22 protein-coding genes and 1 pseudogene are annotated in these 25,757 nt (G+C 51.3%); 5 read left to right on the forward strand and 18 right to left on the reverse strand.

Annotation, left to right across the window (positions count from 1 at the left end; translation table 11 throughout):
* Positions 1 to 110 precede the first annotated feature (110 nt).
* Positions 111 to 920, reverse strand: coding sequence for a peptidoglycan-binding protein (locus tag HY282_16310; GenBank protein ID MBI3805314.1), 810 nt, complete (start codon positions 918 to 920; stop codon positions 111 to 113).
* 584 nt (positions 921 to 1,504) lie between these two features.
* On the opposite strand from HY282_16310, the gene HY282_16315 reads away from it, so the two are divergent.
* A complete protein-coding gene (locus HY282_16315; protein MBI3805315.1) occupies positions 1,505 to 2,437 on the forward strand; it encodes a glutathione S-transferase family protein in 933 nt (310 codons plus the stop codon).
* Positions 2,438 to 2,557: 120 nt separating this feature from the next.
* Here the strand turns inward: HY282_16315 and HY282_16320 are convergent, their stop codons facing one another.
* From HY282_16320 to HY282_16375, 12 genes and pseudogenes are all read right to left on the reverse strand, one after another.
* Entirely contained in the window at positions 2,558 to 4,693 is a 2,136-nt protein-coding gene (locus tag HY282_16320; protein ID MBI3805316.1) for a PKD domain-containing protein, read from the reverse strand.
* A 2,096-nt stretch (positions 4,694 to 6,789) separates the two neighbouring features.
* Positions 6,790 to 8,301, reverse strand: coding sequence for a sigma-54-dependent Fis family transcriptional regulator (locus HY282_16325; GenBank protein ID MBI3805317.1), 1,512 nt, complete (start codon positions 8,299 to 8,301; stop codon positions 6,790 to 6,792).
* Positions 8,302 to 8,556: 255 nt separating this feature from the next.
* Positions 8,557 to 9,543: an ABC transporter ATP-binding protein gene (locus HY282_16330; GenBank protein ID MBI3805318.1), complete on the reverse strand. Its 987-nt coding sequence runs from the start codon at positions 9,541 to 9,543 to the stop codon at positions 8,557 to 8,559.
* An 87-nt stretch (positions 9,544 to 9,630) separates the two neighbouring features.
* Positions 9,631 to 10,452: an ABC-2 family transporter protein gene (locus HY282_16335; protein MBI3805319.1), complete on the reverse strand. Its 822-nt coding sequence runs from the start codon at positions 10,450 to 10,452 to the stop codon at positions 9,631 to 9,633.
* Positions 10,433 to 11,221, reverse strand: coding sequence for an ABC-2 family transporter protein (locus tag HY282_16340; protein MBI3805320.1), 789 nt, complete (start codon positions 11,219 to 11,221; stop codon positions 10,433 to 10,435). The genes HY282_16335 and HY282_16340 overlap by 20 nt, the downstream gene beginning before the upstream one ends.
* Before the next feature lie 439 nt (positions 11,222 to 11,660).
* Entirely contained in the window at positions 11,661 to 12,395 is a 735-nt protein-coding gene (locus tag HY282_16345; GenBank protein ID MBI3805321.1) for a hypothetical protein, read from the reverse strand.
* Entirely contained in the window at positions 12,385 to 12,858 is a 474-nt protein-coding gene (locus HY282_16350; GenBank protein ID MBI3805322.1) for a tyrosine-type recombinase/integrase, read from the reverse strand. Before HY282_16350 ends, HY282_16345 begins: the two co-directional genes overlap by 11 nt.
* Positions 12,855 to 13,118: a hypothetical protein gene (locus HY282_16355; GenBank protein ID MBI3805323.1), complete on the reverse strand. Its 264-nt coding sequence runs from the start codon at positions 13,116 to 13,118 to the stop codon at positions 12,855 to 12,857. Before HY282_16355 ends, HY282_16350 begins: the two co-directional genes overlap by 4 nt.
* A gap of 149 nt (positions 13,119 to 13,267) precedes the next feature.
* Positions 13,268 to 14,260 (reverse strand): MBL fold metallo-hydrolase, encoded by a 993-nt coding sequence (locus tag HY282_16360; GenBank protein ID MBI3805324.1) that lies wholly within the window; start codon positions 14,258 to 14,260, stop codon positions 13,268 to 13,270.
* Between the two features lie 63 nt (positions 14,261 to 14,323).
* Positions 14,324 to 15,076 carry a hypothetical protein gene (locus tag HY282_16365; GenBank protein ID MBI3805325.1) on the reverse strand — a complete coding sequence of 251 codons (753 nt, stop codon included), beginning with the start codon at positions 15,074 to 15,076 and terminating at the stop codon, positions 14,324 to 14,326.
* A 112-nt stretch (positions 15,077 to 15,188) separates the two neighbouring features.
* A pseudogene (locus tag HY282_16370) lies at positions 15,189 to 15,335 on the reverse strand (transcriptional regulator).
* A complete protein-coding gene (locus HY282_16375; GenBank protein ID MBI3805326.1) occupies positions 15,307 to 15,564 on the reverse strand; it encodes a hypothetical protein in 258 nt (85 codons plus the stop codon). Before HY282_16375 ends, HY282_16370 begins: the two are co-directional and overlap by 29 nt.
* 179 nt (positions 15,565 to 15,743) lie before the next feature.
* Here HY282_16375 and HY282_16380 point away from each other — a divergent pair, with 179 nt between their 5' ends.
* The 4 genes from HY282_16380 to HY282_16395 all read left to right on the forward strand — a co-directional run bounded on the left by HY282_16380 (position 15,744) and on the right by HY282_16395 (position 19,087).
* Entirely contained in the window at positions 15,744 to 16,064 is a 321-nt protein-coding gene (locus tag HY282_16380; protein ID MBI3805327.1) for a helix-turn-helix transcriptional regulator, read from the forward strand.
* Positions 16,065 to 16,075: 11 nt separating this feature from the next.
* A complete protein-coding gene (locus HY282_16385; protein ID MBI3805328.1) occupies positions 16,076 to 16,600 on the forward strand; it encodes an ImmA/IrrE family metallo-endopeptidase in 525 nt (174 codons plus the stop codon).
* 93 nt (positions 16,601 to 16,693) lie between these two features.
* Positions 16,694 to 18,343, forward strand: coding sequence for an Eco57I restriction-modification methylase domain-containing protein (locus HY282_16390; protein MBI3805329.1), 1,650 nt, complete (start codon positions 16,694 to 16,696; stop codon positions 18,341 to 18,343).
* Positions 18,344 to 18,346: 3 nt separating this feature from the next.
* Positions 18,347 to 19,087 carry a PaeR7I family type II restriction endonuclease gene (locus HY282_16395; protein ID MBI3805330.1) on the forward strand — a complete coding sequence of 247 codons (741 nt, stop codon included), beginning with the start codon at positions 18,347 to 18,349 and terminating at the stop codon, positions 19,085 to 19,087.
* Between the two features lie 307 nt (positions 19,088 to 19,394).
* Here HY282_16395 and HY282_16400 read toward each other — a convergent pair whose 3' ends face one another.
* The 5 genes from HY282_16400 to HY282_16420 all read right to left on the reverse strand — a co-directional run bounded on the left by HY282_16400 (position 19,395) and on the right by HY282_16420 (position 25,609).
* Positions 19,395 to 19,910, reverse strand: coding sequence for a hypothetical protein (locus HY282_16400; GenBank protein MBI3805331.1), 516 nt, complete (start codon positions 19,908 to 19,910; stop codon positions 19,395 to 19,397).
* Positions 19,911 to 20,157: 247 nt separating this feature from the next.
* Positions 20,158 to 20,694, reverse strand: a complete 537-nt coding sequence (locus HY282_16405; GenBank protein MBI3805332.1) for a phospholipase D family protein — start codon at positions 20,692 to 20,694, stop codon at positions 20,158 to 20,160.
* Between the two features lie 206 nt (positions 20,695 to 20,900).
* The gene (locus HY282_16410; GenBank protein ID MBI3805333.1) at positions 20,901 to 21,317 is read right to left on the reverse strand and encodes a hypothetical protein; all 417 of its coding nucleotides are present in this window, start codon (positions 21,315 to 21,317) and stop codon (positions 20,901 to 20,903) included.
* 229 nt (positions 21,318 to 21,546) lie between these two features.
* Positions 21,547 to 24,057 carry a PxKF domain-containing protein gene (locus HY282_16415; protein MBI3805334.1) on the reverse strand — a complete coding sequence of 837 codons (2,511 nt, stop codon included), beginning with the start codon at positions 24,055 to 24,057 and terminating at the stop codon, positions 21,547 to 21,549.
* Between the two features lie 10 nt (positions 24,058 to 24,067).
* Complete coding sequence (locus HY282_16420; GenBank protein MBI3805335.1) at positions 24,068 to 25,609, reverse strand: hypothetical protein; 1,542 nt, start codon at positions 25,607 to 25,609, stop codon at positions 24,068 to 24,070.
* Positions 25,610 to 25,757 lie beyond the last annotated feature (148 nt).

Below are 25,757 nucleotides of genomic sequence, written 5' to 3' on the forward strand. Positions count from 1 at the left end.
TAAGCGTTCTTACTGTGATGAAAGATACAATGGAGAGATGATGAAGCGCGGGCAAAAAAAGAGAAGGCTAAAAGCCTTCTCTTTTTAAAAAGATGCATTTGAATGACTGCTTACTGAGCGGAGCCGGACGATCCGCTTCCCTGGCCTGCATCTCCTTGCGAACTGCCGGCCGAAGGAACCTGACCGGAGCTGCCGCCGATGCTGGAATTTGGATCACCCCCTTGAACGCCGCTATTCGGCTGGCTGCTCCCCAGATCGGAACCGGACGAACTGCTTCCTGGACTGTTTTGAATCGCGCCGCCCCCCATATCTGTGTTCGGCGGGGTCGCTCCCGGCTGAACACCGCCTTGGGATCCACTCCCCTGATCAGTGCTTCCCGGCTGACTGGCGCCGCCCCCTTGCTGGCTGCCGCTTTGGCCCTGGATACCGAGGGCCACCACGGTCTGCTGATCGACCTGTCCGGTCGGCTGGATTCCTTTTGCCTGCTGGAATTGACGAAGCGCCTCTTTCGTTTGAGGACCGAATTTGCCGTCGACCGGCCCGGCGGGGTAGCCCTGCTCATTCAGTTTTTGTTGAATCTGTTGCACGCCGGCCAAGCTGGCCCAGCCGCTCTCTTTATTCTGGCTGCCGCTCTGCATTGTCCCCGAGTTCGGGCCTTGCTGGTTGCGTCCCGCTCCGGAGCCCTGATCGGGGGTTGACGATCCGACACTCGGCTGGCTGCCCATGTCGGAGCCTTGCGGAGTGCCGCTTTGGATATCGCTGCTCGATTGGCCGCCGCCCATGTCACTTCCCGGCCGACCGCTCTGCTGCTGGTTCAGCCCTTGTTGGCTATTCCCCGGGTCGACACTCTGCTCGGCATAGCCCGAAGAAATCAAAAATCCGCTTGCGATCAATCCGACCGCAACTGTTTTCAGTTTCATAATCAATACCTCCTTCGCTTACAAAAAATGGTCTTCTAAATTGTCTTCTATTGATAATGCATGATCCCGCGTGGTGCGGGTGGTGTCCAACCGGCCTATTGAAGACTTCTCAGAATCAAGCCGGCTGTTGGTGTTTATTGATGTAGTGCTTAACACACGCCACCCCTCTTCATTACTGTAAGTTTAACAACATGCCGAAGACCAATCAATTAACCCGAAAGAGGGGAGCCCACCCCCAATGGTGGTAGAAAGAAACCGGTGGAAATCGCCCGGACAAGATCTCTATCATCACGTCAGGGTTGGGTCTCCATTGGGCATAGCGAGGGGAGGAGGGAAATATGAAAATTGCCGACGCTAGACGATCAGGAGCACTCCTCGTTCCAGGCATTCTCTTGCCAGGCATTTTCTTGCTTGAGTGAAAAGGACAATAAAAAAGGTGGAACCCCTGGGCCGTTATTGAACGAACATCCGCTCATCATTCAGAAAATCAAAAATATTTGACTTTCCGTGGACCATCTCGTTATATGTATTATGAGTACGCCCATCCTTCAGATGAATGTGCAGATGAATGTGGAGAGATAGAGATGCCTTTTCCCAAAGAACAAAACAAACAAGGCGAGTTCGTCCGGCAAGAAGATCGGTTTCGAGAGTGGGTCACCGCCGACGGCTCCTCCGGATACCCCGCCGAGCCGGGCCGCTACCATCTTTACGTCTCGCTCGCTTGTCCCTGGGCGCACCGAACGGTGATTATCCGGAAGCTCAAGCGGCTGGAGAATGTCGTCGGGATGACTGTCGTCGATCCGGTGAGAGATGAAAAAGGATGGGCATTCCGCAACGGCCCCGGCTACTCCGAAGACCCGGTCAACGGCTTTCGCTATCTGAGCGAAGCGTATAAAAAGATGGACCCGACCTTCAACGATCGCGTCACCGTCCCGGTCCTCTGGGATAAGAAGAGCGGCCGGATCGTCAGCAATTCGGACGACGATATTTTAAGGATGCTGAACAGCGCGTTCAATGCGTTCACCGATGTGAAGGAAGATTTCTATCCCGAGCCGCTTCGCGCCGAGATCGACGAGATCAACGACGTTATCTATCCCAACATCAACGACGGCGTCTACCGGGCCGGCTTCGCGTCGAATCAAAAAGCGTATGAGCGGGCGGTTCAGAAGCTTTTTGCTGCCCTCGATCAAATCGAAGCCCGGCTTTCAACGCAACGCTACCTGGTGGGACACCAGATCACCGAGGCCGATTGGCGACTCTTCACCACGCTGATTCGTTTCGATGCCGTCTACGCTGTTCACTTCAAGTGCAACCTCCGCCGGATCGTCGATTACCCGGCGCTCTGGGGATATCTGCGGGAGCTCTATCAATATGATGGAATTGCAGAGACGGTCGATTTCGACCAGATCAAACGCCACTATTATATGACGCACGAAGATATCAACCCGACCCGGATCGTTCCGGTTGGACCGGTGCTCGATCTCACCTCGCCGCATGGACGGGAGGGGCTGAAATGAAATACCCATTGGGTAACGATAAATGGGTCCATCCTGCGCTGCCGAATTGAATTATGACGATGTAAAAGTGGTGGCCCGGAGCGGATCGTCCGGGCTCACCACGGTGAATTCTCCTATTCTCTATTTTTTATAAATGTTGAAGTAGTCATACTTCACATCGGCATTGTAGGCTTCAATCCCTGCCCCTCCGGACGCGATCTGTCCGGTTGAGCTATCGTCATAGTTGATCCTTTTTGACCCATCTAACCACACTTCCAGATGGACCGGGTTTGTCCCCTGCACGACCAACTCGACGGCATAGGCCGTACCCGACACAATCCCGGCCGCGTAGGGCGTTCCCAAAACGGTCCAGGTCCATCCGTTTCTTCGATAGAGGTAGACTTTTCCATCCGTGGCAATCTGGGCCGAATAGAGGTCCTTATCGAAGTTGAGCGAATCGTTGCTGCGGGCGACGATTCCGCTATAGAGAGAGCCGGGCGGAATGATTAAAGAGGACTTCACCGAATAATCATTCGTTCCCAGCGGTGGGACCACCGACGCCCAGTTTCCGTTGCTCGGAGGCGTTCCGGAGGCCGCATAAATGCCGTCGGTGGTGAAGCTTCCATACCAGACCATCCAATTGGTTCCAAGACCGCTGGTTCGATTGAAGTTGTCGCTAAAGATCGGCGGTGGGACCACTGCATTGAAATTGTCGAACCAGGTGGTATATGCCGCTGAGGCGAACGATTTGATTCCGGCAAAACTGCCCGTAGAGAGAGACGAATCTGTAACGGCGATCGATGCTGTTGGTTCACCGTTAAAGAAGAGTTGTATCGTTCTCCCTTGCACCACCAATCGAATTGAATAGTAGGTGTTATAGGAGACCGTCTTGATTGCCTCACCCAACTTCGTTGCGGCGCCGCCGACCTTTTTGTAAAGGAAGACCTTTCCTAACCCGACGTCTAGAAAGCCATAGTAAAAATTATTGCCATCCGACCATCGGGCCATGACCGTGCAGTTATTCCCGCTCGCAGTGACTTTACACTGGCTCGAGACATCCTGATCCAATCCGATCGGCGTAAGATACTGTGCTTCATTTGCGCCGGCCGCGGTGTTTCGGACTTCATTGTTGGAAATTTCAAAACCGCCTACATATGAACCCCAACCCGACCCTAAGCTGGGACCCGGCCTCTGAAAACAGTCGGTCACGGGACAGGGGGCGGACGCAGCCACAGCGTTGAAGTTGTCGAAGGAGGTGATGAAAGCGACGTCGTTGTACGATTTAATTCCAGCGTAACTTCCGGCCGAGAGGGATGAATCGGTCGCAGTAATTTGCTGGCCGTTCACATAAGCGGTTAAAGAGGTTCCGCTCACGACAAACCGCAAGGTATAATCGGCCCCCCAATTCAGAGCGGGGCTTGCATTTTCGTCCGCACCGGCCAGCAGCGTCACCGTGCCGCCTACTTTTTTAAGAATGTAAATACCCTGCCGTCCCACGTCGATTTGAGTATAATAATAATTGTTTGGGTCGCTCCATCGTGCCATGACGCCGCAATTATTGCCGGTTCCCTGACCGCCCGAAGCGATATTGCATGTCACAGAAACATCCTGGTCCGTACCGATCGGCTGGGTAAATTGCGCCTCGTTCCAGGAGCCATCTGCGTTTCGAATCCGATTGCCGAAAATCTCAAGCTGAGGGACATATTCATTCCAACCCGACCCCAGATCGGTATTATCGGGCCGATTAAAACAATCGGAAACCGGGCACGGTGGGGGATTCCCGACGGTGATGTTTGTCTGCTTCGAGCCGGTCGCACCTTGATTGTCGGTGACCGTCAGGGTCACAGTATAGGTGCCATCGGCGGCATAGGCATGATCAATCGTCGCGCCGGTGCCGGTTCCCGCGTCACCGAAATTCCACGCATAAGCGGCGATCGTCCCATCCGGGTCGGAAGAGGCGCTTCCATCGAAATGGAAGGTCCGTCCGGAAACCAGGGTTGACGTGAACTGGGCAACAGGAGGTTGATTGGTGATAACTGGATCCAGCTCGTCTGCCAGTCTCGCACGGGCATTCAGGATCCCCTTAGGGCCTGGGGGGCAATTCGTGCTGTTCGGATCTTTATTCCAGACAAAGGTATAAAACCTACATTGGGTATCACTAATATAGGGAGTAAAAATGTTATCTTGGATCCACGCTTTTCCGTTTGTCCCTTGCCCGTTTTTTTTCGCTTCGACAAGGGCCATATACTCATAATCTTCGACCGCTTCGCGAAGCATCTTCAGACGGATGCTGGGAATCGCAATGTCGTGACTTCCTCCTATTTTGGCGACCGTGCCGGGATAGAAAAGGGTCCCATCCCCGTTTCCGCCGAAACAATAATTAGAAGCCCAGGGATCAGGGTGGACCGGAGCACATTTGCCTTGTTCATCTAAATAGTTATAGACGGTCTCATAATAAAGCGTGGCCAGGGGCCCTGGCTGAGAATAAAACTGCGGATCGTCTGCGATTCGCCCGATCCGGTATTGAAAGGTAAGCCATTCGAACATCCGGCTGAACAGGTTCGGAAGGTCGGCCATGGGGGTTGCAAAATCGGTCTCTGAACCTTCGCAGCCGTGTTGAGTGCAGCCATGATACCACCAGAGCTCTTTGCCCAGGGCTGAAAGGATCGAATCATAGGATCCCCGATTGTTCGTCCCCGATTTATCATGCATAGCGCTCTCCGGAACAACCCAGGTATCGATGTAGGTGTGGGAGTCGGCTACCGAATGACCATTCGCTTGGAAACAGCTTTCCGCCTTTTCCTTGCTGGTCGTAACCATCATTGGGATGTCAATTTGATTGTCCTTGAACCATTTTGATTTTGTGTAGAGTATATTTTGCCACTCGGTAACGTTACAGTTAGACGAAGGTTCGTCGACAAGGTAGTAGAACATAGACGACTTCCAACCATAGCGCGTAAACACATTCACATAATCATTGTAGTAGCTGGCGGAAGCGTGGCCGCTATTAAAGCTAAATCCATCCCGTACCCGGGCGAGTTGAACCTTGGCCCCCGGCAATTTTCCATTGGGAAGATCGGAACGGGTCGGATTGCTTGAATCTCCGCCGGTCAAAAAGTCATCATAGCGCTCATTGCAGTGCGGTGGAGGATTCTGCACGAAATTGGTAATGACTTTCTTGCTAGGATCATTCGGGTCGGGACCGAAGGTCGGCACTCTCCAGACAACCTGTTCATTTGACAGACGATGCAGAAGCAGCTCCTTCGTATACAGGCAGACGAGTTCGGTCTTTCTTAGATCGGTCGGTTCGGTAGTGCCGTCATGTCCGTACCATAAGGGAAGCGTCCCGACCGCCCAGGCCGTTTTAAGGGAGGGGGTGGAGGGAAGATCGATACTGCGCACGGTGAGCTGAATCGGGATGGTTGCTCTGCTTGTCCCTCCCACCGTCACGTTGACCGAGCCGGTATAGAGTCCTGCGGGTGTCGCGGGAGGCACATAGAGATCAATCCAAACCCCCTGCATTTGCCCAGACGGAACATCGAACGGAAAAGCGAAACGACCATTCGGGTCCCCCGGCACCTTGCGGGCCTCGAAGCTGTACTCATCCACTTTCGGCACCAATGCATCCGGCCAGAGTCCGGCTGATCCCTGAGTCGAGGAGGGATTGGTAATGTTAAGATAGTGCTCGCGGTAGATCATGACATTCTTCGGCGTTCCATTCGTATTTAATGCTGCAATGGTGTTGCCCCCACTGATCAGATCGGTCACTGTCACATCAACCGAACTGGCGGGACCGGCAATGAAAATTTGAAAAGGCTCGAATTCATTGCGAGCCGAAAAAAGCTTAACGGCTCCATTCGTACAGCCGCTCAGGTCGCATGAATTGCCGGGAGGAGGATCTGTTTTTTTAAGTTTAGCCAAGCCGTTATCCCACCAAACCTGATCGGCGTGGGCAACCGTCACGACGAAAAAAGTCCAGCTTGCCATCAAAAGGGAAACCCATCCATTCCACTTTTTCATCGAATTCTCTCCATTACACTTCCAGTTGTTAGACGATCAGAGCCTTTGCCCTAATCAAAATTGGCTGGTTCCAGTGCAATGTCGAGACCGAGAGTTCACAGCTTCTTAATTTGGAATGAACGGATTCTTAATAAATCTATAAGCAACGGTAAAATCTGCTTTTATTTAGAAGGAGATCTGAACCGGTGAAAGATGGGATCGCCAAAGTCGATTCGTGGGATACCGGAAAAATATTTCCGATCGATTTCAAATAAGGGGTATTAAAGAAGAGGGAGTCCACTCGATTAAATTGATTTTATAAAGGGATATATAACGTCGGAAAGAAACGAGACCGGCTGGAATATTTTTGCCGATTAGAGCGAGAGAAATTTTTCCGGGTGAGCGGATGGGTTTTCCGAAGCCGCTCGGATGTTAATTTGAACCGGAGACTCTAATTTCGTGGGGCCGTGCCGCTGCATCTTGTTGAAGAGCGTTCGGAGCGTCACTTTCAATAGGGCAGCCATTTTAGAGCGCTGGCCTCCCGTTTCCTCGAAAGCCGCTTTTAAGAGCATTCTTTCACACAATCCGATTGTTTCTTGAAAGGAGAGGCCGGACTGAATCTTACCAAAGAGAAACCGTTCAAATGCTTCTTCCTCTTCCCAAAGAGAAGGGCCTACTGTATGCCTTAACAGCTCTGGGGGAAGGTCGACCATCTCAATGATTTCACCGTCACTTTTTCTAAATAAAATTTTCCGAACGATATTTTCAAGCTCCCGCACGTTGCCGTCGTAGTTGAGCGTTTGAAGCAATTCCATCACGCGGGGATGGACCTCTTGGATTTGGCCTCGGTAGCAGCTGCGATGTTTTTTGAGAAAGAAGTAAACCAGGGGGCGGATATCCTCTTTTCGCTGTTTCAGCTCCGGAATCTCCAGCGAGAGGACATTGAGTCTTTGAAAGAGATCCATTCGAAAATGGCCTTGCGCGACCGAGGCCGGCAGATCCTTATTCGTTGCGGCAATGACGCGAACATCAATGAGCTGCTCGCTCTCTTGCCCCACCGGTAAGATGCGTCGTTCCTGAAGGACCCGAAGCAACTTGGGCTGTAATTTCAAATCCAATTCGCTGATTTCATCTAAAAAGAGCACCCCCCCTTCCGCCGCACGGAACAGGCCGAGCCGGTCTCGATCGGCTCCGGTAAAAGCGCCGCGTCGATGACCGAAGAACTCACTCTCAGCCAGCATTCCTGAAATAGCGCTGCAATTGACCGCAATAAAAGGGCTGCCACTTCGTTTCGGATCCATCTGGTGGATTGCGCGGGCGATCAGCTCTTTTCCCGTCCCGGACGCGCCGGTAATCAAGACCGGCAGGTCGCTGAAAAAAGCCGCCTTTCGAGCGGACTCCCGGATGCGCCGCATCGCCGCACTTTGTCCGACCAAACCGAGCCCCTCGAAGGAGACCCGCCGTCGATCCTCGGCGGCTTCGGGGCGCTCGAGCACCGATTTGCAGACGGCGCTTTTTAAGCGATTCATAAATGCAGGATCGGCCTCATCTAAAAAAGCGATTGCTCCTTTTAAAAAGGGGTAACAGTATTCGGAATTCAATAAAGTGTGCAGCTGATCATCAAACAGAATCAGCTTCAAAGGAGAGGTTGATCCTTCCAATTGATCGACGAGGGTGAAACCGAAGCTCTTTTCGGGTATTGAATTTTGGGAAGAGGGCCAGCGCAGGGGAAGGATCACCAAATCAGGTCGCTGCTTCCTGATGAATCGGATCATTTCTTGCGGATCTGTGACCTGCTGGATGAAATAGTCGGCATCAAAGAGTTTTATGAGCTGTTGCGCCCGCTCCGCTTTCCAATCGCTAATTAGAATAAGTGACTTACTCATACGGCGAGATGACCGAAATCAGCCTCTTCGGTATTTATGAAAAGGGGTTGGAACTCCGTTTTGGTTTTCTATTTTGGCGTGCCGACTCAGAAATCAGACCTAAAGCTTACCTATAACCGTATTATAGCTAACAATGAGGGTCTAAAAAAATAACCATCGCGTATTATATAAATCTATGTACAAAATGCACCGTTGAATTAATTATAGAAGGCCACTTTATACTGATATGGCCTCGTCGGCCGAGGGTCTACTGATCTATGTTTTCGACGGCTGCTCTTCAAAAATCCGGCGGATCACCTCTTCGACTTCGACCTCTTCGACCGCCAGGTCTTCGACCGGAAGCTGACCGAGGAGCCGATGGGTGACCTGGGCGACCTCCTTTTTCTTCACTTTCAATACCGCATGGTGCTCATCGAGCTCCACCACCCCCTCTTCTCCGGAGAGCGCGGCGGCCGCTTGCGGTGAAGCGAACCGAATCTTGATCACCTTGTGATCGACGTATCGCTGCGAGAGGTCGTCGAGCGAGCCGTCGTAGACGACCCGGCCATGGTTGATCACCAAGACCCGCTTGCAGAGCTGCTCGACGTCGCGCATGTAGTGGCTCGTCAGGAGCACCGTCGTCCGCTTGAGCCGGTTGTATTCCTGAATGAACCCCCGGATCTTTTCTTGGGAGATTACGTCGAGCCCGATCGTCGGCTCATCCAAGAAGAGGACCCGCGGCTGATGAAGGAGCGCCGCCACCAGCTCGCACTTCATCCGCTGCCCCAACGAGAGCTGCCGGACCGGCACATTGAGCAGCTCTTTGAGGTCGAGCAGCGAGACCATTTCATCGAGGGCCCGCTGAAAGGTGGTCCGGTCGACCTCATAGATATCGCGGTTGAGCGCGAACGACTCCGCCGGCGGCAGATCCCACCAGAGCTGATTCTTCTGCCCCATCACGATCGCGAACTGCCGCTGATAGGCGCGGTTTCGCTCCCAGGGAACAAATCCCAAGACCCGGACCTCCCCGGTGGTCGGCGTTAAGATGCCTGAGAGCATCTTCAAGAGGGTCGTCTTCCCGGCGCCGTTCGGGCCGAGAAAACCGACCAGCTCTCCCTCTTCCAACGAGAAAGAGACCGACTTGACCGCCTCATTATAAAACGCCTCGCGCCAGAAGAGCCCCTTGATCGAGCCGACCAGGCCCGGCTCTTTCCGATGGGTCTTAAACGTCTTGGTCAGATTTTTGACATCAATCGCAGGCATCTGAAATACAATTCCTCTAAATAATATATTTTATGACCGTCCCGTCATTCCCGCGAAAGCGAGAACGACGGCCTCCCAGAAAATGATCTAACTGCTTGCCGAGCTGTAGTGCTGCAGGCTCCAATTCCAGATCGCCAGCCCCAGCGACAGCAGGACCGCCGTCACGCAGAGCGTGAGGGCGATCAATCCAACATCGGCCCGGCCGGTGAGGATCGACGCCGGCACCGTCGCGATCAGGCTGCTCGGGACAACGAAGGTGAAGAAGGCCTTTCCCAAACCGCGGTAGATCTCCCGCGGGTAGCGGGCGGTGTCGATGAAATAGTAGACGACGGTGTTCAGCTCTTGCGACTTCACCAGCCAGAAGACGGCGCTGTTGATGATCAAACAAAAAGCATAGTAGAGCAAAAGCGAGTTGATCAACATCACCAGATACAAAGGGATACTGCTCAAGGCGGCATCGGGGAGATGGATAAATCCATACACGACGAGTGCCAGCCCCATCAACCCTTCGCCGAGGCTCTCGGTGAGCGAGACATGCCGAAAGGCGAGGTGGGCATTCGCCGCCATCGGCGCGGTCAGCATCGCGTCGAACCGCCCCGTCCGAATATATTCTCCGAGCTCGAGAAACCCTTGTCGAAAGGTAAGGTAGGCGATTTCGCGGACCACGCCGACACTCCCGACCAAAACCATCGTTTGATGGAAGCTCCAGCCGCCGATCGTCTCGACGTTGGCATAAAGGATGGCGAAGAAGACGACGTTCACCCCCATGAAAAAAATATCCATGATGACGGCGATGACGAAGTTCGCCCGGTAGATCATCTCATTTTTCAAATTATGGGCGAGAAAAGAGCGGTAGAGGAAAAGATACCGGGAGATCTGCGCCGAAACCTTACTGACCCACGGCTTCATACCGCGCAATCCCCCGCTTTAAAATGAACTGAAGGAGAAAATAAAGGCCGATGACCCAGACCGCCGCCGCAACGAGCCCTTCGACCGGGTGCGGCTCCTTTTCCAGAAAAACCTGAATCGGGAAGAAGACCAGATACCGGAACGGCAATACCCGGGCAATCGTCTGAAAGAGCTGTGGGAAAAGGTCGAGCGGCAGGAGCGCGCCGGCGAAGAAGAAGATGATGTATTGAAGCATGTACTTGAACGCGTTCGCCTGGACCAGCCAGAAGGCGAGGAGCCCGATCGCAAAATCGAATGCAAACGAGAGAAGCCCCCCCAAGATCAACGCAAGGATAAAAAAGAGAACCGTCTCGGGCCGGGAGGGAAGCGTGACGTAAGGAACCAGGAAAAACGAGAGGGCGCCGACCGCCACCAAGATCATCGCCCCCTCGAACAGCTTCCAGGAGAGGTTGATCGTAAAGGAGTAGTGGAGATAGTTGACCGGGCGGATCAGGAAGTTCGAAAAGGTCCCTTCCCGGATCTGATCGACGATCTCCCAGCTCGCATAGGAGAGGACAAGGCTGTTCATCACCATCTGGATCAGATAGTAGGTGATCAGGTCCGACAGATTGTACGCGCCGAGCCGTCCCTCCCCCTGGTAGATGGCATTCCAGAGGTAGAGGAGAACCGAAACACGGAGGATGTTTCCGAGGATCGAGATAAACGTCGGCCCCCGGTATTGCAGGGCATTCTGCCAATTTACCCAAAAAACGGTCCAATATTTTCGCATCGCGCCATTATAGCCGATTGACGAGGTGAGGTCTACGGCAGATGCGGATGTTTTATACTAGAACGATACAAGGCAGCTTGAGTACCGCCACATCAGGGAAGCCGCCATAGAAAGGGGGCAAAGAAAAATAATTGGATCCCCTACCGAACATGAAGAAAGATGAAAGCCAAGTTAGAGAAGACCCCGCCCCCTGAAGACGCAAAGCGTATCTGGACTCTTTAGATGATAGGTTGCTAAGGGGCGCTGCCCATCGCGTGGTCAAGGGCGCGCCCTTCGGGTTTTGGCTCCCCGCTTCGCGGTCCCCCCAAAAAAGTTGCAGCGCAACTTCGCTAACCCTTGACCGTGCTACCCCCGCCCTCGCCGGGAGCAGGGTTGCAGCTGCAACCCATTTTTAATTTTATAAAATGTAAAAGGCGCGGCGGGTAATCGCCAGAAGCAGTTATCCTCCAGCGGCCTCTGAAAGCTTCAGCACCTTTGGCAGCAAGGAAATTTCAATATTACGGAATGAAAGCTCTATTGCTTCAATGAGAAAAAATCCCCCAAAAATATAATTGAAAAGGGATTTTCCGGGGATTGGTTTATCAGAGAGATTAACCGTCCAAGTGTCTTTATCTACCTGATAAAAGTGGGTGTGTCCGTAGCAGTTTGGATGGCAGAATTCGCATAGAAATTCGTAAAGACCTAAGATGCCCTCCTCTTTTTTCTTGCCTAATTGTCTATCTAATTTTTCAATCAAACTTATAGCATTGACGGCTTTGCTGCCCCCAGTCAAATCTTCTAGGCGGGTGGCAAGGGCTGTTTCCGCTATAAGTTCCTCAATTGCGCTCAGGTCGCCTTCTTCGCACAGCTTCGATAATTCTGTTTCAAAATTATCGAAATAAGCGGTCGTTTCGATAATTGCACGGGCGCAGAGAGCGGCCGCGAGAGGGTTGTCCGCATTCCAAGCATCGGCGCACCCATCGGCCAGCATCACCGTACGGTATAGAACGCCTTGTTGAAAGCATTTGATGTTAAACACCGCTGGGAAACGGTCTGCCCCTTTTCTTTGGATAGCAGGCAGCCGATGCTTTTTAAGGCGTTCTAATATCCGATTGGAAACCTCGACCTTGGCCCAATCTTGGCCCGCCGCTTCGACGGCTTCGCGGCTAAAACCGATACCTATCTTAGATTCCAATGCTCTCCACCTCGCCCAGGCTCACGTTATCCCCGCGCCGGTCATAGAGTCCGGTGGTTTTAGCGTTGGAGTGTCCCGCCATCTGTTGCGCGACCTCGATACGCCCGCCGTTGGTCAAATAATCGGTGATTCCGGTTGCCCGGAAAGTATGACAGCCTATGGCGGTATCAATCTCCGCGTCCCCTGCCCGCCTTCGCACCATATACCAGACATCGGTGCGCGACATGGCCGAGCCGGAGAGCCGCCCGGTTTTCCCCACCGCCGCGCGGAAGAGCGGCCCCTTTTTATCATCCGCGATTCCCGCCGCCTCGATATATTCATCTAAAAATTGTTCCAGGCTGTGATGACACGGCATTTCATTGACCTTGCCGTTTTTTTCCCAGGCCGCGCGATCGCCCGCGCTGGAAATCAACGCCGGGATCCCCGGCACGGAAGGACTTTCTATGACGGCCAGCTCATTCATCGGTTTGGGCTCTTTAACTTCTGAATCTTTTCCGCAATGGACAGATAGTTGGAAGTAGACGACGTCAGCCCCATTCGCACCGTCGAGCCGTGTAAGTGCTCCGCAATCTTCGATGCGGGCGCGCCTTCCAGCACCAATTTGAAGACCTGGGGAACATAGCTGTCATATTCATCCCTGGGCATACCCGCCCCGATAGGGTTCCAATCCTCCCAGAGGATTTTATTAATCGCGTTGTATAATTCAACTTGCTCCGGCGACATGCGCTTTCTCATCATCTCCCCGAGACAGTACCGCTTTCCGATTCCGCAGGTCAAGGAATTTACTACAACATAACGTCCTTTATGTTGTAGTAAATTGCATCCGTTGTAGCCGCACAGGCACTCGGCCAAAGTGAGCACCCGACGAATAATCACTCAGCAGTGTTGTTAATGCGCCTAAGGTATATATATCCCTGTGCATTTGTTTTTAAACAATCTGCTTTGCACACTTCTGCAAAGACCGCATTTTCCACGTAAACATCTAACGCCTGATCCGCAACTTCCAGAACGATATTGCCGGCCTGGTTGCTCGTAATAACCGCCAGCTTGCGTTGACTCCAAGCGTCATAGGCAAGGTGTTCTGATGGAGCGCACCCAAACAGAGTCAATTTAGGTCTTATTTGATCAAGGAAATCAAAAGATCGATCCGAGCCGCGGCCGTGATGTGGGGCAATCATCACCGAACAATTAGCAACGTCAGACTCGTAGTGCTTCAAAACATATTCCCATGTTGCATCATGAGCATCGCCGGGTATAAGCACGCGGCCGCCGGCAGATCGATACAACAATACGTAAGAGCCATCATTAATATCGCCATCATCTGAAGCGGCTGCAACCAGGGCATCATCTGGCGCTAGAATATATAAACCATCCCCGCCGCCTTCGGCGTTTTCAATTCGATTAGCGAACTGAAAATATACACCAGCAAGATGTTTCAAGGTATTTACACCAGACTCCCTGCCATCGCGAAGACTCTCATAACGATTCCAATCCGCCTCGTTATAAGGACAGCTTGAAAAGTCTGGGGCTTCTCGCTGGACTCCAGTGTGCCAGAAGTTGGTTATGCCGATCTCATCGGCTAATACATCCAAACCGTCCATATGATCCATATCTGGATGTGTCAGGATAAACCGAAAAATTCTAGTAATCCCAAGTGATTTTGCGTAAAGAATCGGGTTTGTCGGATATTTGCACATCCTAAAATTACCGAGCAGTCTCCTCAGCGCAGCTTTTTCCAGGATAGCTTTTCTCGGTTCCTCTTTTATGTTCCCGTCGCAAATATCAATCATGGACACGCGACCGCTTACATGACGAATAATTGTGCAATCTCCGGGGGCAACATTTAAAAAATGAACCGATGCCATTGGCGCTCCTTTTATTATCATTTATTCTTTTCTCAAACGTGCTGCAGGCATAAATACAGTGGGTTAAAGATGGTCACAGCTCTGTAGCAGACGCTCTGCGTATGAAAAACCCGTACGCTTGAGTGCGCCCTCGTTCAACAGGAAAAGCCATGCAATGAGCATCATCGCCGAAACGCCTAGTGTGATCATCTCAGCGGGCTCAAGAGTCAGCATCGGATTGCTGAAGAAATAAGGTGGCGTCACCATTAAAACTTTCGCATGGAACAGAGCCCACGCGATACAAATGGCGGTCATAGCTATACCATAGCACCGGAGCCCTAGGCAATTCCGCTGAAATCCAAAAGCGACATTTTCCTTAAACACCAAAGGGAATTTTTTTGTGTCGCGCGTTTGGGCGATGAGCCACACGGTCGCGGCTCGATATAATTCGTCGGCCGCCGCCGGATCGGCTCTTTCAGCTTCGGCAGCAGGCAGAGGCTTTTTGAGTCCCTGTGCAAGTACACCGTGGAAACGCTCCTTGGTATACACGTCAATGCTTGTGTCACGATATCGAAGCAACTGTGTGGTGGGAGCGCCGCCCCATTTTCTGAATAACTTGTCTTGAATACGCTTGCCTGCGTCTCTGGAAACACGTCCAAGGGCATATCCTGCACCGCAGAAACCTAAAATGGACAACACGCTGGAGACAATGATGTGTGCTGTCCCATAAAGACATACCAGCAGTACCGCTATTGGTAAGAAGACCAAAAGTCCAGGATACAAGCGAGCTGGCCGATCATATGGATCCAGCAGAAATTTGGGAATAAACGCACTCATTTTTGCACCATCCTTTGCCCCGCGATCACGACACTCAGCGGGCCAGAATGCGCCGCCTCCCAAGTGAATTTACGATTTTACGATTAATCGTAAAATCGTTTTACTTCAGGTTAATCTCCTTCGCCTTCAACGGCTCGACCGGCGGCATGCATAGACGATCGAATTCACGCAGCGTGACCTGATCCATAATGCCCGCTTCGTGCAATCCGCTCGCCGTCTCATGGACGGCCTCAAGAATCCCCGATTTTCTTTTCCTCATCGCGGCACCTTTTACCTAGATAACGCACCATGCGGATATAGGCCTCTTGGCTATCTAACAACTCCGCCGTGGACATACCCAAAGCTTCTAAAGCAGCCTGGGCAGCTGTGCGAAGGCCAGTGACATCGCCTGGCGTCAAACCTAAACTTGCGCAAAATTCTTTAAAAATTTCCCTCCTTAAATCAATTTCAGAATGAGATAATGCCCGGATCGGTTCAGATTGGTTCATATCGGGTTCCTCCTCATCTATAGGGTACTGCGTTAGCCAAGCCATGGCCTCAAAGAAAAAGGTACCACAGCCTCTGCATTTTGTCAAAACGGCATACGATATAAATATTAATGTTTGTCATATTGACTATATATGTCAACCCTGTTGACATCGTATTGTTAAGCGTGTAGTATCTTGACATGGATTATTTTTATCGTGAGTTCGGGCGCATCTTGCGCCAGCGGCGCAAAGCAGCTGGTTTTACTCAAGATGAGGTATCAGCCCGTGTTGGCCTTTCCCGTACTTCAATCACAAATATCGAACAAGGACGCCAGCATATCTCATTGCACATGTTATATGAACTTGCGGATGCAATTGGTTCTACGCCTGGTGAACTACTCCCCGACCGCTTGAGTTTGGTACAGCAGAGCTCTGAACTTGAAAAGAAACTTGGAAAGCTATCTGTACCAGAAGATGAAAAAGATTGGATTCGGCGGCTAGTATCTAAGACAAACGTTTGAGGAGAGAGTTTATGGCAAATCTTATCCCAGTGCGGGAAGCTCAGAGGCTATTAAAAGAATCTAAAATTACTCAGGCTCCAGTTGATATTGAAGCAATCGCTAAAAAGTTAGGTGCGGTTGTGTCCTATGAGGTTTTTAAAGAAGACCTCTCTGGAGTGCTCGTTAAGGAGAGCTCCCGCACAGTGATTGGAGTCAATTCGGTTCATTCTAAAACCCGCCAGCGTTTTACTATTGCCCATGAGATTGGTCATCTCATCCTAGAACATGAAGGAGAAGTATTTGTAGACCAAACGGTTATGAAGCGAGATGAGCGCTCATCACAGGCAATTGATATTCAGGAGATCGAAGCAAACAAATTTGCGGCCGAGCTGTTGATGCCAGAGAGCTTGATCATGGCTGCCGTTCAGAATCTTCCGTCTAAGAAGCCCGATATCTCTTCAGGTCAACTCATCGAAGAACTTGCGAAGGCGTTCCAGGTTAGTTCCCAGGCAATGGAATATCGATTAACAAACCTCGGAATGTTCATCCCACAATAAACTACCCCGGATTATATGAGCCGTCCTGCATCTCCATTCATAACTGCCAGGAATACCCAGCATCTATTTGCCCTCGCGACTGCGATGGAAGAAATGGCGAATGCGAGTATTGAAAGCCGTGGTGCCATTTACACACAGGAAGGTGTAGTGGAGTTTATTCTCGATCTTGCCGGCTATACCTCAGACAAATCACTGCATAAACAATGCCTTCTCGAGCCGGCTTTCGGCGAGGGTGATTTTCTGCTGCCAGCGGTTGATCGACTCTTCAAGGCTTGGGTGCGCGACACCGGCAATAGTGGAAACATCATCAAGGATCTAAGTCCTTGCATCCGTGCGGTCGAGCTCCACAGCGCAACCTTCATACGCACTCAGCAGGCAGTTATTGATCGTCTAATACAGTACGGGATCTCGGCAAGCGTCGCGTCCAGGCTCGCGGCAGCTTGGCTTGTCCAGGGTGATTTTCTGCTGACAGAACTCTCGTATAATTTTGATACTATCGTTGGAAACCCTCCTTATGTACGACAAGAGCGAATTGCTGATGCCCTGATGAAGATTTACAGGGAGCGTTTTAGTACACTCTACGATCGTGCTGATTTGTATATTCCTTTTATTGAACGATCCTTGCACCTGCTAAAGCCTGGCGGAAACCTGGCATTCATTTGTGCCGATCGTTGGATGAAGAATCGCTATGGTAGTAAGTTACGGCAGATGATTGCTGACAGCTTTCATCTAAAAGTCTATGTGGACATGGTGGATACTCCAGCTTTCCACAGTGACGTTCTGGCCTATCCCGCCATCACCGTGATTGCTCATCAGCCGGCCGGCATGACCCGAGTTGTGCATCGTCCAGAGCTTACTAAAAGAAACCTCGCCGCCTTGGCGGAAACTTTGGCTGCGCCGAATCTTCCAGCTCGTCGCGCCCCTATCCGAGAAATTCACAGTGTGCTAAATGGGGCAGAACCCTGGATCTTCGAGTCTGCTGATCATCTAGACGTGGTGCGGCGTCTAGAACATACCTTCCCCACCCTGGAGGAAGCAGGATGTAAAGTTGGCATCGGTGTGGCGACAGGTGCTGACAAGGTCTTTATTGCTCCAATGGATGAACTCAACGTCGAGCCAGATCGGAAGTTGCCACTTGTAATGACGCGAGATATTATGACCGGGAAAATTTGCTGGCGTGGACTTGGGGTTATTAATCCCTTCGCTGCAGATGGCGGATTGGTCGACCTTGCCCATTACCCACGTCTGAAACGATTCCTGGAGAAACATAAGAGTGAAATCATAAGACGCCATTGTGCCAAAAAAGCACCTGCTAACTGGTATCGGACGATCGACCGCATTTATCCAGAGTTAGCTACTCGCCCGAAGCTTCTTATCCCCGATATTAAAGGTGAAGCGCATATCGTGTATGAACCAGGCGAATTATACCCTCATCACAATCTTTATTACATAACCTCTGACAAGTGGGATTTGCAGGCCCTTCAAGCCGTTCTGAGATCAGGCATCGCCCACCTGTTCGTCTCAACCTATTCCACCAAGATGCATGGCGGCTATCTGCGATTCCAAGCCCAATACTTGCGTCGCATCCGTATTCCATACTGGTCTCAGATATCCCCAGATGTCAAAAAAGAAATCATCAGATCTGCCAAACATGGTGATCAGAGAACTTGCAATGGCATTGTCTCTACTCTCTATGGTCTGACCCGGAAAGAAATTGAAGTCATCCAGGGGAAGGACAATTAAATCATGGGAATCGACCTGGTCGACTATGAGCGCAAGGCCCGCGAAGCCACTATGGCCTTTTGGGGTAATCGCGAAAAGGCAAAACAGAAACAGATAGAGGCGGGCACTGTCGACCAAGGCGAACGCGCCGGTGTGACGGCTGGCAAGAATATGGACGGATTTATCGCCTTGGTCATTGATCTAGTCAAAGCAAACGGTCTTGCTCATGCTGATATTCATCAGCAACGTACCTTATTGACCCTTCCTGGGTACTTCCGGCCGACCAAACTTTGGGATCTTCTTGTTTTACATCAAGGCCGGCTGGTCGCCTCCATTGAACTCAAAAGCCAGGTGGGGCCGTCATTCGGAAACAACTTTAATAATCGGACTGAAGAGGCTATTGGCACCGCACATGATTTCTGGACGGCTTACCGCGAGGGTGCTTTCGGTGAGCAGCTGAGGCCTTTCGTCGGCTGGATAATGATGGTTGAGGATGCGCCGGAGTCAAGAACACCGGTACGCGGCCGATCGCCACACTTTCCAGTATTCCAGGAATTTCAGGGCGCTTCTTATTTAAAACGCTATGACATTTTGTGCCAGAGGCTGGTACAGGAACAGCTTTATACTACCGCTTCAATTATTGCCTCTCCCCGTTCAGCCATAACAACGGGCGATTACACAGATCTTTCAGAGATGACGAGTCTAAAAGCGTTCGTTACTTCGCTTGCCGGACATATAGCCGCAGAGTCTGCCAGAAGTCAGTAAATGAAAGTGTTGGCATATAAGCTTGTTTACAAATTTACTTGTTAACACGAATTATTGATCCAGAGAAAACAGGATCAGATCAACACGGCTTGCCCGTAAGTGGTTGCTACGCGTGCCAGGCTTCCTCGCTTGTCCCACCGGCCCGCCCGCTCGCCGTCGCGTCCGGGAAGATGCGTCCCTACCGCGACAGCGAAAAATCCCGCCGCCCCCATGGGACTCCCCGCCGCACGACACCCAGCGGGCCAAGGACGCCCCCGCAGCCTGTCGAAACGCGCCGCCTCCGAAGTGAAGAGCGGTAGGATGGAATTTACTTTTCCGCAATAATTTTTGGCAAAGCCTGAATAATATTCGTAGGCATATCAGCTTGACCGCTGCTGCCTTTCGTATAACCCGTTTCCTGGGGCGAGAAGATACAGGCAGCCGCATAGGTCAGCACTACATCCTGTGGAGCCTGTCCGCCTGCTGCGTTTACAAGAGCGTTGAAGGTTAGCAAGGCGTTCTGCCGGTGTTTGTTCACAATGGCATTGTGTTTGTGAGAAAGGAAATTCCGCGCTGATAGAAAGAGCAAATAAGCCAATACCGAGAAGACTAAAATCTTGCTAAGGCCAAGTTGATATCCTTCATAGGTATCCTTTGGCTCAATCCAGTCCCATTTATGCAAGGTTGCAGATATAGCCGCGTAAAGAATCAAAATGACAGCAACTCCTATTGTCGCCTTTTGCCAATTTTCTGCCTGTTTGTTATGCTCAATGCTCTCATTCTGAAAATAAATTGCCTGTTGTGATACCCCCCGTTCGGCGGCAGAACGGCGTACCTCTTCCAATATACGTTGCGCGTCCTGCTCGTGCTTCTCAAGGGCTTACTCGGATTCATAGCTTCTCTATTACATGAAGAGCAGACATAGTGAATTCGCCTGATTATGACTTCATCATTGTCCAATTTAATTTCTCTTTTGTATTTTCATTCCGGATATGAGACGGTTCTTTGCTTGATTTCTTTTGGGGCCTGGAAGACCACTATCTTCCATGTCCTCTCTTTTTCAATCTGAATTTTAACCGCCCACCGATTTTCTATTTACCTCGATAAATTTCAGAGTGCTTTTGGTGAAGATGCCAATTGTCCGAATATTGCGCGGCCAAGGCCTTATCCCGAATCACTAGCAGATTCTCCGCATTCTTCTCCTGAGCTGCTTTTGTAAAATTAAAGGAACCGGTAATGACGGTTTCGCCATCGATTACCATCACCTTGTTGTGGGCGATCGCGTGTTCAGTGTCGATATAGGTCAAAATGCCCGCATGAGCCACAAAATCAGCCGAGGTGTATTTCTCCTTCCGTTGACTCTTATCAAGAATGACTTCCACGTGAACGCCTCGCTTATGTGCTTCCGTTAATGCCTTTGCTATTGGAGCGGAGGTAAAGGAGTAGGCTTGCACCAGAATCGAAGAGCGAGCCTCTCTTAAGCCTTTCACAAGGGCCCCAGTACAATTCTCCCCTGGGGTAAAGCAGACCTCTAAAATGGACGATTCTGCTAAAGGGGGAGCAGGGGAAAGCAGCAACCCTAGCAGAAAGACAAATAAGAAAACTATTTTCTTTAATTGGATCCCCATAAAAGGGAAATCTATCAGACTGGCTGGAAAACTACAATTGGAATTGAAGAAAGGTAGTGCCCTAATTCGAAAGTAATTCCTCCCAGCTCCAGATATGATTTGTGATTCCTGCCGCCATTGCTGGGGTCGTCTTTCAAGAAGAACTGATTTTGAAACCCTGGATGTCGGCTTCAGAGGGCAGGATGCCTTCATGTCAAACTTAGGAGTTACCGGCGGTAGTGCAATAAAATGGAGAGCAGGAGAGAAATAAGCAGAACCCAATAAAAGAGATTGAGGAGGCGGAACGTCCTTGCATCCTCAGTCCGCTCCTCCCGCGCTTCAGCCAGCGTTTCACGTCGCAGCGGCATCTCCCGCATCGGGGCATTTACCGCCAAGAGCAGGGCGAAGAGCAGCCCCGTGGCTAAAAACGGAAGCCAATTCACCCCCCAGGCGCGCGGCCCCACCGGGACAACCCAGATTCCTCCGAGCCAAGCGGCGACAAAGACCAACAGGAAGAACCAGAAGAACTCCGTCAATTCGGCGGCCCAGGCCAACCGCCGGTCGGGCGTCCGAAAGAGCGGCCAGAAGATGACGCTCAGAATCAGACCGATCCCAAGCGCAACAAAAAAATCGATCCACAACATCGACCTTCACCTCTTTAAGGTGAAGATATCGCGTTCCGGTGGGCGCTGTCTATCTGGCTCAAAGGGAGTATTCAGTCGGGAGCGCGAATCAGATCCGAAAGGGAGAGAACCGACCAGACCAAGGGAAATAAAGAGTCGGCCGGCTGCAGTTGAGTCCGCACCTTTGGGACAGTTTTTCACGAGGGATCTAGGGCAGATCCTGTCTCAAAAGATTATCATGATTTAGAATTTATTTCGCTTTCAGCCCGATCTGGACGGAGCGCGTTGATCCGTCATTGAGCACTGCCTGAAGCCGCCAAGTTCCCACCGAGAGCGGCCCCGTATCCAGATTGAAGATATATTGGCTGCCATCATATCGGAAGAGATTGCCGGAGTCGGCCGCACTGTTGGAACTGGCGTCGATCGGGTCCCCTGTCGGTTCGGCTCCTGAAAGCTTCTGCATAGACAAATGGGCAACGGCAGTAGAGACCGACGCTCCATTGACATCGGTGAGCTTGAACTTCGTCGGCAGGGTCCTCCCCAATTGATAGATGTCATTCTCGTCGACGGGCGGAAGGAAGCCTCCGAAGCCGTAGAGCACCGAGAAGGGGCGGCTTTGACTGGCACTGTTGCCTGCTTGATCGGTTGCAGAGAGTGTAAAGGTGTTGGCCCCCACTTGGGTCAGCAGCACGCTGGCGCCACTTGAGACCGAGGCGCCGTTGAAAGCGCCCGCGAGGGTGCTCACCTGCGAGAGAGAATCGGAGGCACTAAAGGAGAGCGGGAGACTGCTGTTGAGCAGGTAGCTCGCAGCAAATGAAGGGAGGGTCAAGACCGGCGCGGTCTTGTCGATCTTGTAAGAAGGAGAGCTGAGGGTTGCCTGGTTCCCCGCTTGATCGATGACGGTGACACTCAAGGTGACGGCGGTCCCTTCCGCCGAAAGAACAAGCGGGCTGGAGATACTGCTTCCGGCGATACCGGAACGCTCATCCTGAGTGGTGAATGGGACGGAGACGTTGGTATTATTCCATCCTGCCGCATTGGGAGCGGGAGTCCCAGTGCCAAAAGTGAGCGTTGGGGCAATCGTATCCCGGTTGACCACAGGGCTGGTAAAGGTGGCGCTGTTGCCGGCTTTATCAGTCACAGTGACACTCCGGGTCATCCCGGTTCCGTCACTATTAAAGACAAGGGGGCTGGATGCAGGTTGGGTGGATAAGAGACCCGAGAGGGCATCGGCCGCCGAGAACCCAACCGTGACATCGCTGCGATTCCACCCGGCCGCATTCGGAAGGGGGCTGAGGGAACCGAAGGTGAGGGTCGGCGCCGTCTTATCCAAGCTGACGCTATAGGAAGCGCTACTACTGTTTCCTGCCTGATCGCGACAGGTGGCGCTGATCGACTGATTGGCCCCTTCGCTGCTCACCACAAAAGAGGCAGGGGTGCAGGTGGTGTTTCCGGAGAGGGAGTCGGTAGCGATAAACGTGACGGTCACATCTGCATTATTCCATCCTGCGGCATTGGCAGGTGGGTTTGCGGATGTGTTAATAATGGGCGGAGTTTTATCTATTTTAATTGTGAGGGTCTTTTCGGCTTCGCTGTTTCCCGCCTGATCAACCGCGTGGTAACGGAGCGGCGTTTCACCCTCGGTGGTCACAGGAACCGTCACTGAAGCCCCTACGGTGATGACTTCGGCACCAGATCCGAGACTGTAGCGGATCTCTTTAACTCCCGATCCCCCCTCATTATCAGCAGCAGTGAGGGTAATAATCGTATCGGTCTTATTCCATCCGGCTTCATTCGCGACCGGAGAGGCCTCAGCAGTTGTAACAGGAGCAACGCTGTCTGCTGGCAGTTGCTGGAAAAGTTGATCTCTCAGATAGATGGCATTGAACTTTAAGAGGGCATATCCCTCAGACGTGAGACCTATGTTTTTTTGGCTCTCCACCTCATTGATGAAATCAGTAATGCTAGAGTATGCAATGGCATTGTCGCCGGCGATAAGACTGTTTTTAACCGTATTTAGTTTAGAGTCAAGCGCAGGAAGAATATCGGGCTGAAGAATCCAACGTTGCGCTTGGGATTCTCCCCGAAGACTGATAATATAATTGGTGAAATCAAGCGCGACAAAATTCTGGGGCGGTGCTGTGGGGCCGATCGTTTTTTGCTGGACGACGATTGATCCCTCAATCTGTTTTATTCTCTCCAAATTTTCCGACGTTGCTTCATCTACTGGCGTCTGTTCAAATTTTGGTTTAATTAATATTGAGCGAATGCCGGGCAGACCATGGCTAGTAACCTTGAATCCGGAGAGAGACTGGCCCGGCTGGATTCGGAAAGGTGAATCAAAACTTCCCCATGAGATCGTCCCATCCATTGTTAACCCAGAAGTCCAGTTCTCCGGAGATGAGGAGCCAACCGGAATTAAGGTGCTCCCAATTGCGGAGAGGATCATCTCAGAGCTGTTCTCAGTATAGCGAGGACCGTTTACAAGCCCGCTGCGATTAAGCTCCTTGCTCCCTGCAGGCTTTTTGATATCAATACCGGCCAGCCAGATTCTGCCTGTGTTTAACTGAGGATTTGTAATTTCATAGCTATAGCTGTAAACAAGATTATCCTCCAAGGTCACATCGGCTTTTACCTGAACATCTTTTAATATTGGCACCTGTTCACCCGGTAACAGTGTCAAATTTTGTGACATCGCCTCGCGGGTAAGAGCCAGACTAAATGTCACAATCACAAAAGTCATCAATCGGCCAATTCTCATTTAGCCCTCTTTATGGAAAATCATAATGGATTCGAGCTGTATCAGGGGGACCGTCACAGGCGAGCGGTCCCTTGGGTTTCTCGACAGTTCGACTCCCCCCAAAGTCACTTGCCCCTCGATCAAGCAGATCCTGTTTGACCTTTGTTTGCGCGCATCGATCTATATCGACACTTTTCCCCTCTCGGTGAAGGACGTGTCCGGGGTCGGGACTCCAATTGGCGTTTACATCAAATAATCCACCCTTCGGGAGGCTCATATCATTAATACCAATACTCTCATGGTTGATATTATAGTAATCTTTAGCCATCGCTCGTATCATTGCATTGGTTCCTGCGGTTCCGAAGTGATTACTAGAATGTGAACCAGTCTTTCCCGTCAGCCGCCAAATTGGAGGCGCTACACTATCGGTCAGCTCTCCTAAGTCAGGTATCGCTATATTAACTAAGGTTTGGCCCGTGACCAGGGGATCTGATAAGGCTGTCGCGATGATGAGTTCCTCACCTGCGAGGATTGATCCAGTATATGTCCAGCAATTGGATTTGGGAGGCTTGCAACCGACTTTAAGAGTGCCGGGCGGGCGGCTTAAATCTGAATGATCATGCCCACCGGAAAACGCAATAGGCTGGATGTTTAAGTTTGCGTCATATCCGGCAAGGGGTCCATAAGTTCCTTCCAGTCCATCAATTGCTTCAAGGCTGATGCTGCTTATACTCTCCGGATAACCTGCCGGCCACACATCCTTGGGATTGGCCGTCAAGGTCAAGCTCGCCTTAGGCACGTTTATTGTGTAAGTAAGATTGGCTGACTGTTGGTTGTTACAGAGAGAACAAATGATAAGAACGTTATAATTACCATCTTTATTGCCAACTGTAAAAGGGAGGTTTACTTCGGATGGACTCCCTCCAACAAGGGCTGCCGCGGAGCCGACGCGCTGACCAGTCGCTCCGGCCGGAAAAGCGCTGACAAGCCCAAAAGTACCAAGGTCTAAATTCCCGCCTTCCAACTCCTGCCCCAGGCGTGTAAATCTCACCCTAATAAGATAGGGAATTTTAAGCAGAGTATTAATCCGCCCGGACTTTGTACCGGCCACTTCCTGTAGACCAATTGGAGGAGTTGTTCTATTTTCACTAAAGCTTCCATGATATTGCTCAATCCAAGAAGCTCCCGGGCTGCCATCATAATAAGCCCCAATGTTAACAGTAACGCGAGTTCCGACCGGAGCAGCGCCCTGCAAAAGCGGGGCTGTAACATCCATGTTTTTGCTCGTCGTTCCGACACCGAAAGGGCATGGGCCAGCCCCCGCAATTGCCAATCCGCATACGAAACGGCCTAGCCCATCCGCATTAATTTCAACCGTCCAGAATTGGAATTCTTTTCCATCGCGCGTTTGGGGAACCCCGCCCCAACTGACTTGAAGGCTGCCACCTGCAAATTCTACTTGGACTGGAAGTGAATCGGTTGCAAAGACAAAGGAAGAATCGATCAGAAGGTATGGGATCATCAGAAAGAGGCTTAATAGCGCAGTTCTATAATAGTTGCGGAGATGGGCCATCTCTTCCTCCTAACTCTGCTTTAATAAAATGATGGGTGTGTAAGTAGTAAAGACGGACTAAAGCTTTTCAAATAAGATGCTCTAGAAATACAGGAGCGTATCGTAGCATTTAATACCAAACTTGCAACCGAAAAGAGGTGTCAAAAAC

It is taken from the genome of Candidatus Manganitrophaceae bacterium (assembly GCA_016200325.1).
Taxonomy (GTDB): Bacteria; Nitrospirota; Nitrospiria; order SBBL01; family Manganitrophaceae; genus Manganitrophus.

What these genes read in the sequence shown, in the direction of transcription:
- HY282_16310 (MBI3805314.1), bottom strand. Translation starts at nt 920, where the DNA reads ATGAAACTGAAAACAGTTGCGGTCGGATTGATCGCAAGCGGATTTTTG.
- HY282_16315 (MBI3805315.1), top strand. Translation starts at nt 1,505, where the DNA reads ATGCCTTTTCCCAAAGAACAAAACAAACAAGGCGAGTTCGTCCGGCAA.
- HY282_16320 (MBI3805316.1), bottom strand. Translation starts at nt 4,693, where the DNA reads ATGCTTCGCGAAGCGGTCGAAGATTATGAGTATATGGCCCTTGTCGAA.
- HY282_16325 (MBI3805317.1), bottom strand. Translation starts at nt 8,301, where the DNA reads ATGAGTAAGTCACTTATTCTAATTAGCGATTGGAAAGCGGAGCGGGCG.
- HY282_16330 (MBI3805318.1), bottom strand. Translation starts at nt 9,543, where the DNA reads ATGCCTGCGATTGATGTCAAAAATCTGACCAAGACGTTTAAGACCCAT.
- HY282_16335 (MBI3805319.1), bottom strand. Translation starts at nt 10,452, where the DNA reads ATGAAGCCGTGGGTCAGTAAGGTTTCGGCGCAGATCTCCCGGTATCTT.
- HY282_16340 (MBI3805320.1), bottom strand. Translation starts at nt 11,221, where the DNA reads ATGCGAAAATATTGGACCGTTTTTTGGGTAAATTGGCAGAATGCCCTG.
- HY282_16350 (MBI3805322.1), bottom strand. Translation starts at nt 12,858, where the DNA reads ATGAATGAGCTGGCCGTCATAGAAAGTCCTTCCGTGCCGGGGATCCCG.
- HY282_16355 (MBI3805323.1), bottom strand. Translation starts at nt 13,118, where the DNA reads ATGTCGCCGGAGCAAGTTGAATTATACAACGCGATTAATAAAATCCTC.
- HY282_16360 (MBI3805324.1), bottom strand. Translation starts at nt 14,260, where the DNA reads ATGGCATCGGTTCATTTTTTAAATGTTGCCCCCGGAGATTGCACAATT.
- HY282_16365 (MBI3805325.1), bottom strand. Translation starts at nt 15,076, where the DNA reads ATGAGTGCGTTTATTCCCAAATTTCTGCTGGATCCATATGATCGGCCA.
- HY282_16375 (MBI3805326.1), bottom strand. Translation starts at nt 15,564, where the DNA reads ATGAACCAATCTGAACCGATCCGGGCATTATCTCATTCTGAAATTGAT.
- HY282_16380 (MBI3805327.1), top strand. Translation starts at nt 15,744, where the DNA reads ATGGATTATTTTTATCGTGAGTTCGGGCGCATCTTGCGCCAGCGGCGC.
- HY282_16385 (MBI3805328.1), top strand. Translation starts at nt 16,076, where the DNA reads ATGGCAAATCTTATCCCAGTGCGGGAAGCTCAGAGGCTATTAAAAGAA.
- HY282_16390 (MBI3805329.1), top strand. Translation starts at nt 16,694, where the DNA reads ATGGCGAATGCGAGTATTGAAAGCCGTGGTGCCATTTACACACAGGAA.
- HY282_16395 (MBI3805330.1), top strand. Translation starts at nt 18,347, where the DNA reads ATGGGAATCGACCTGGTCGACTATGAGCGCAAGGCCCGCGAAGCCACT.
- HY282_16405 (MBI3805332.1), bottom strand. Translation starts at nt 20,694, where the DNA reads ATGGGGATCCAATTAAAGAAAATAGTTTTCTTATTTGTCTTTCTGCTA.
- HY282_16410 (MBI3805333.1), bottom strand. Translation starts at nt 21,317, where the DNA reads ATGTTGTGGATCGATTTTTTTGTTGCGCTTGGGATCGGTCTGATTCTG.
- HY282_16415 (MBI3805334.1), bottom strand. Translation starts at nt 24,057, where the DNA reads ATGAGAATTGGCCGATTGATGACTTTTGTGATTGTGACATTTAGTCTG.
- HY282_16420 (MBI3805335.1), bottom strand. Translation starts at nt 25,609, where the DNA reads ATGGCCCATCTCCGCAACTATTATAGAACTGCGCTATTAAGCCTCTTT.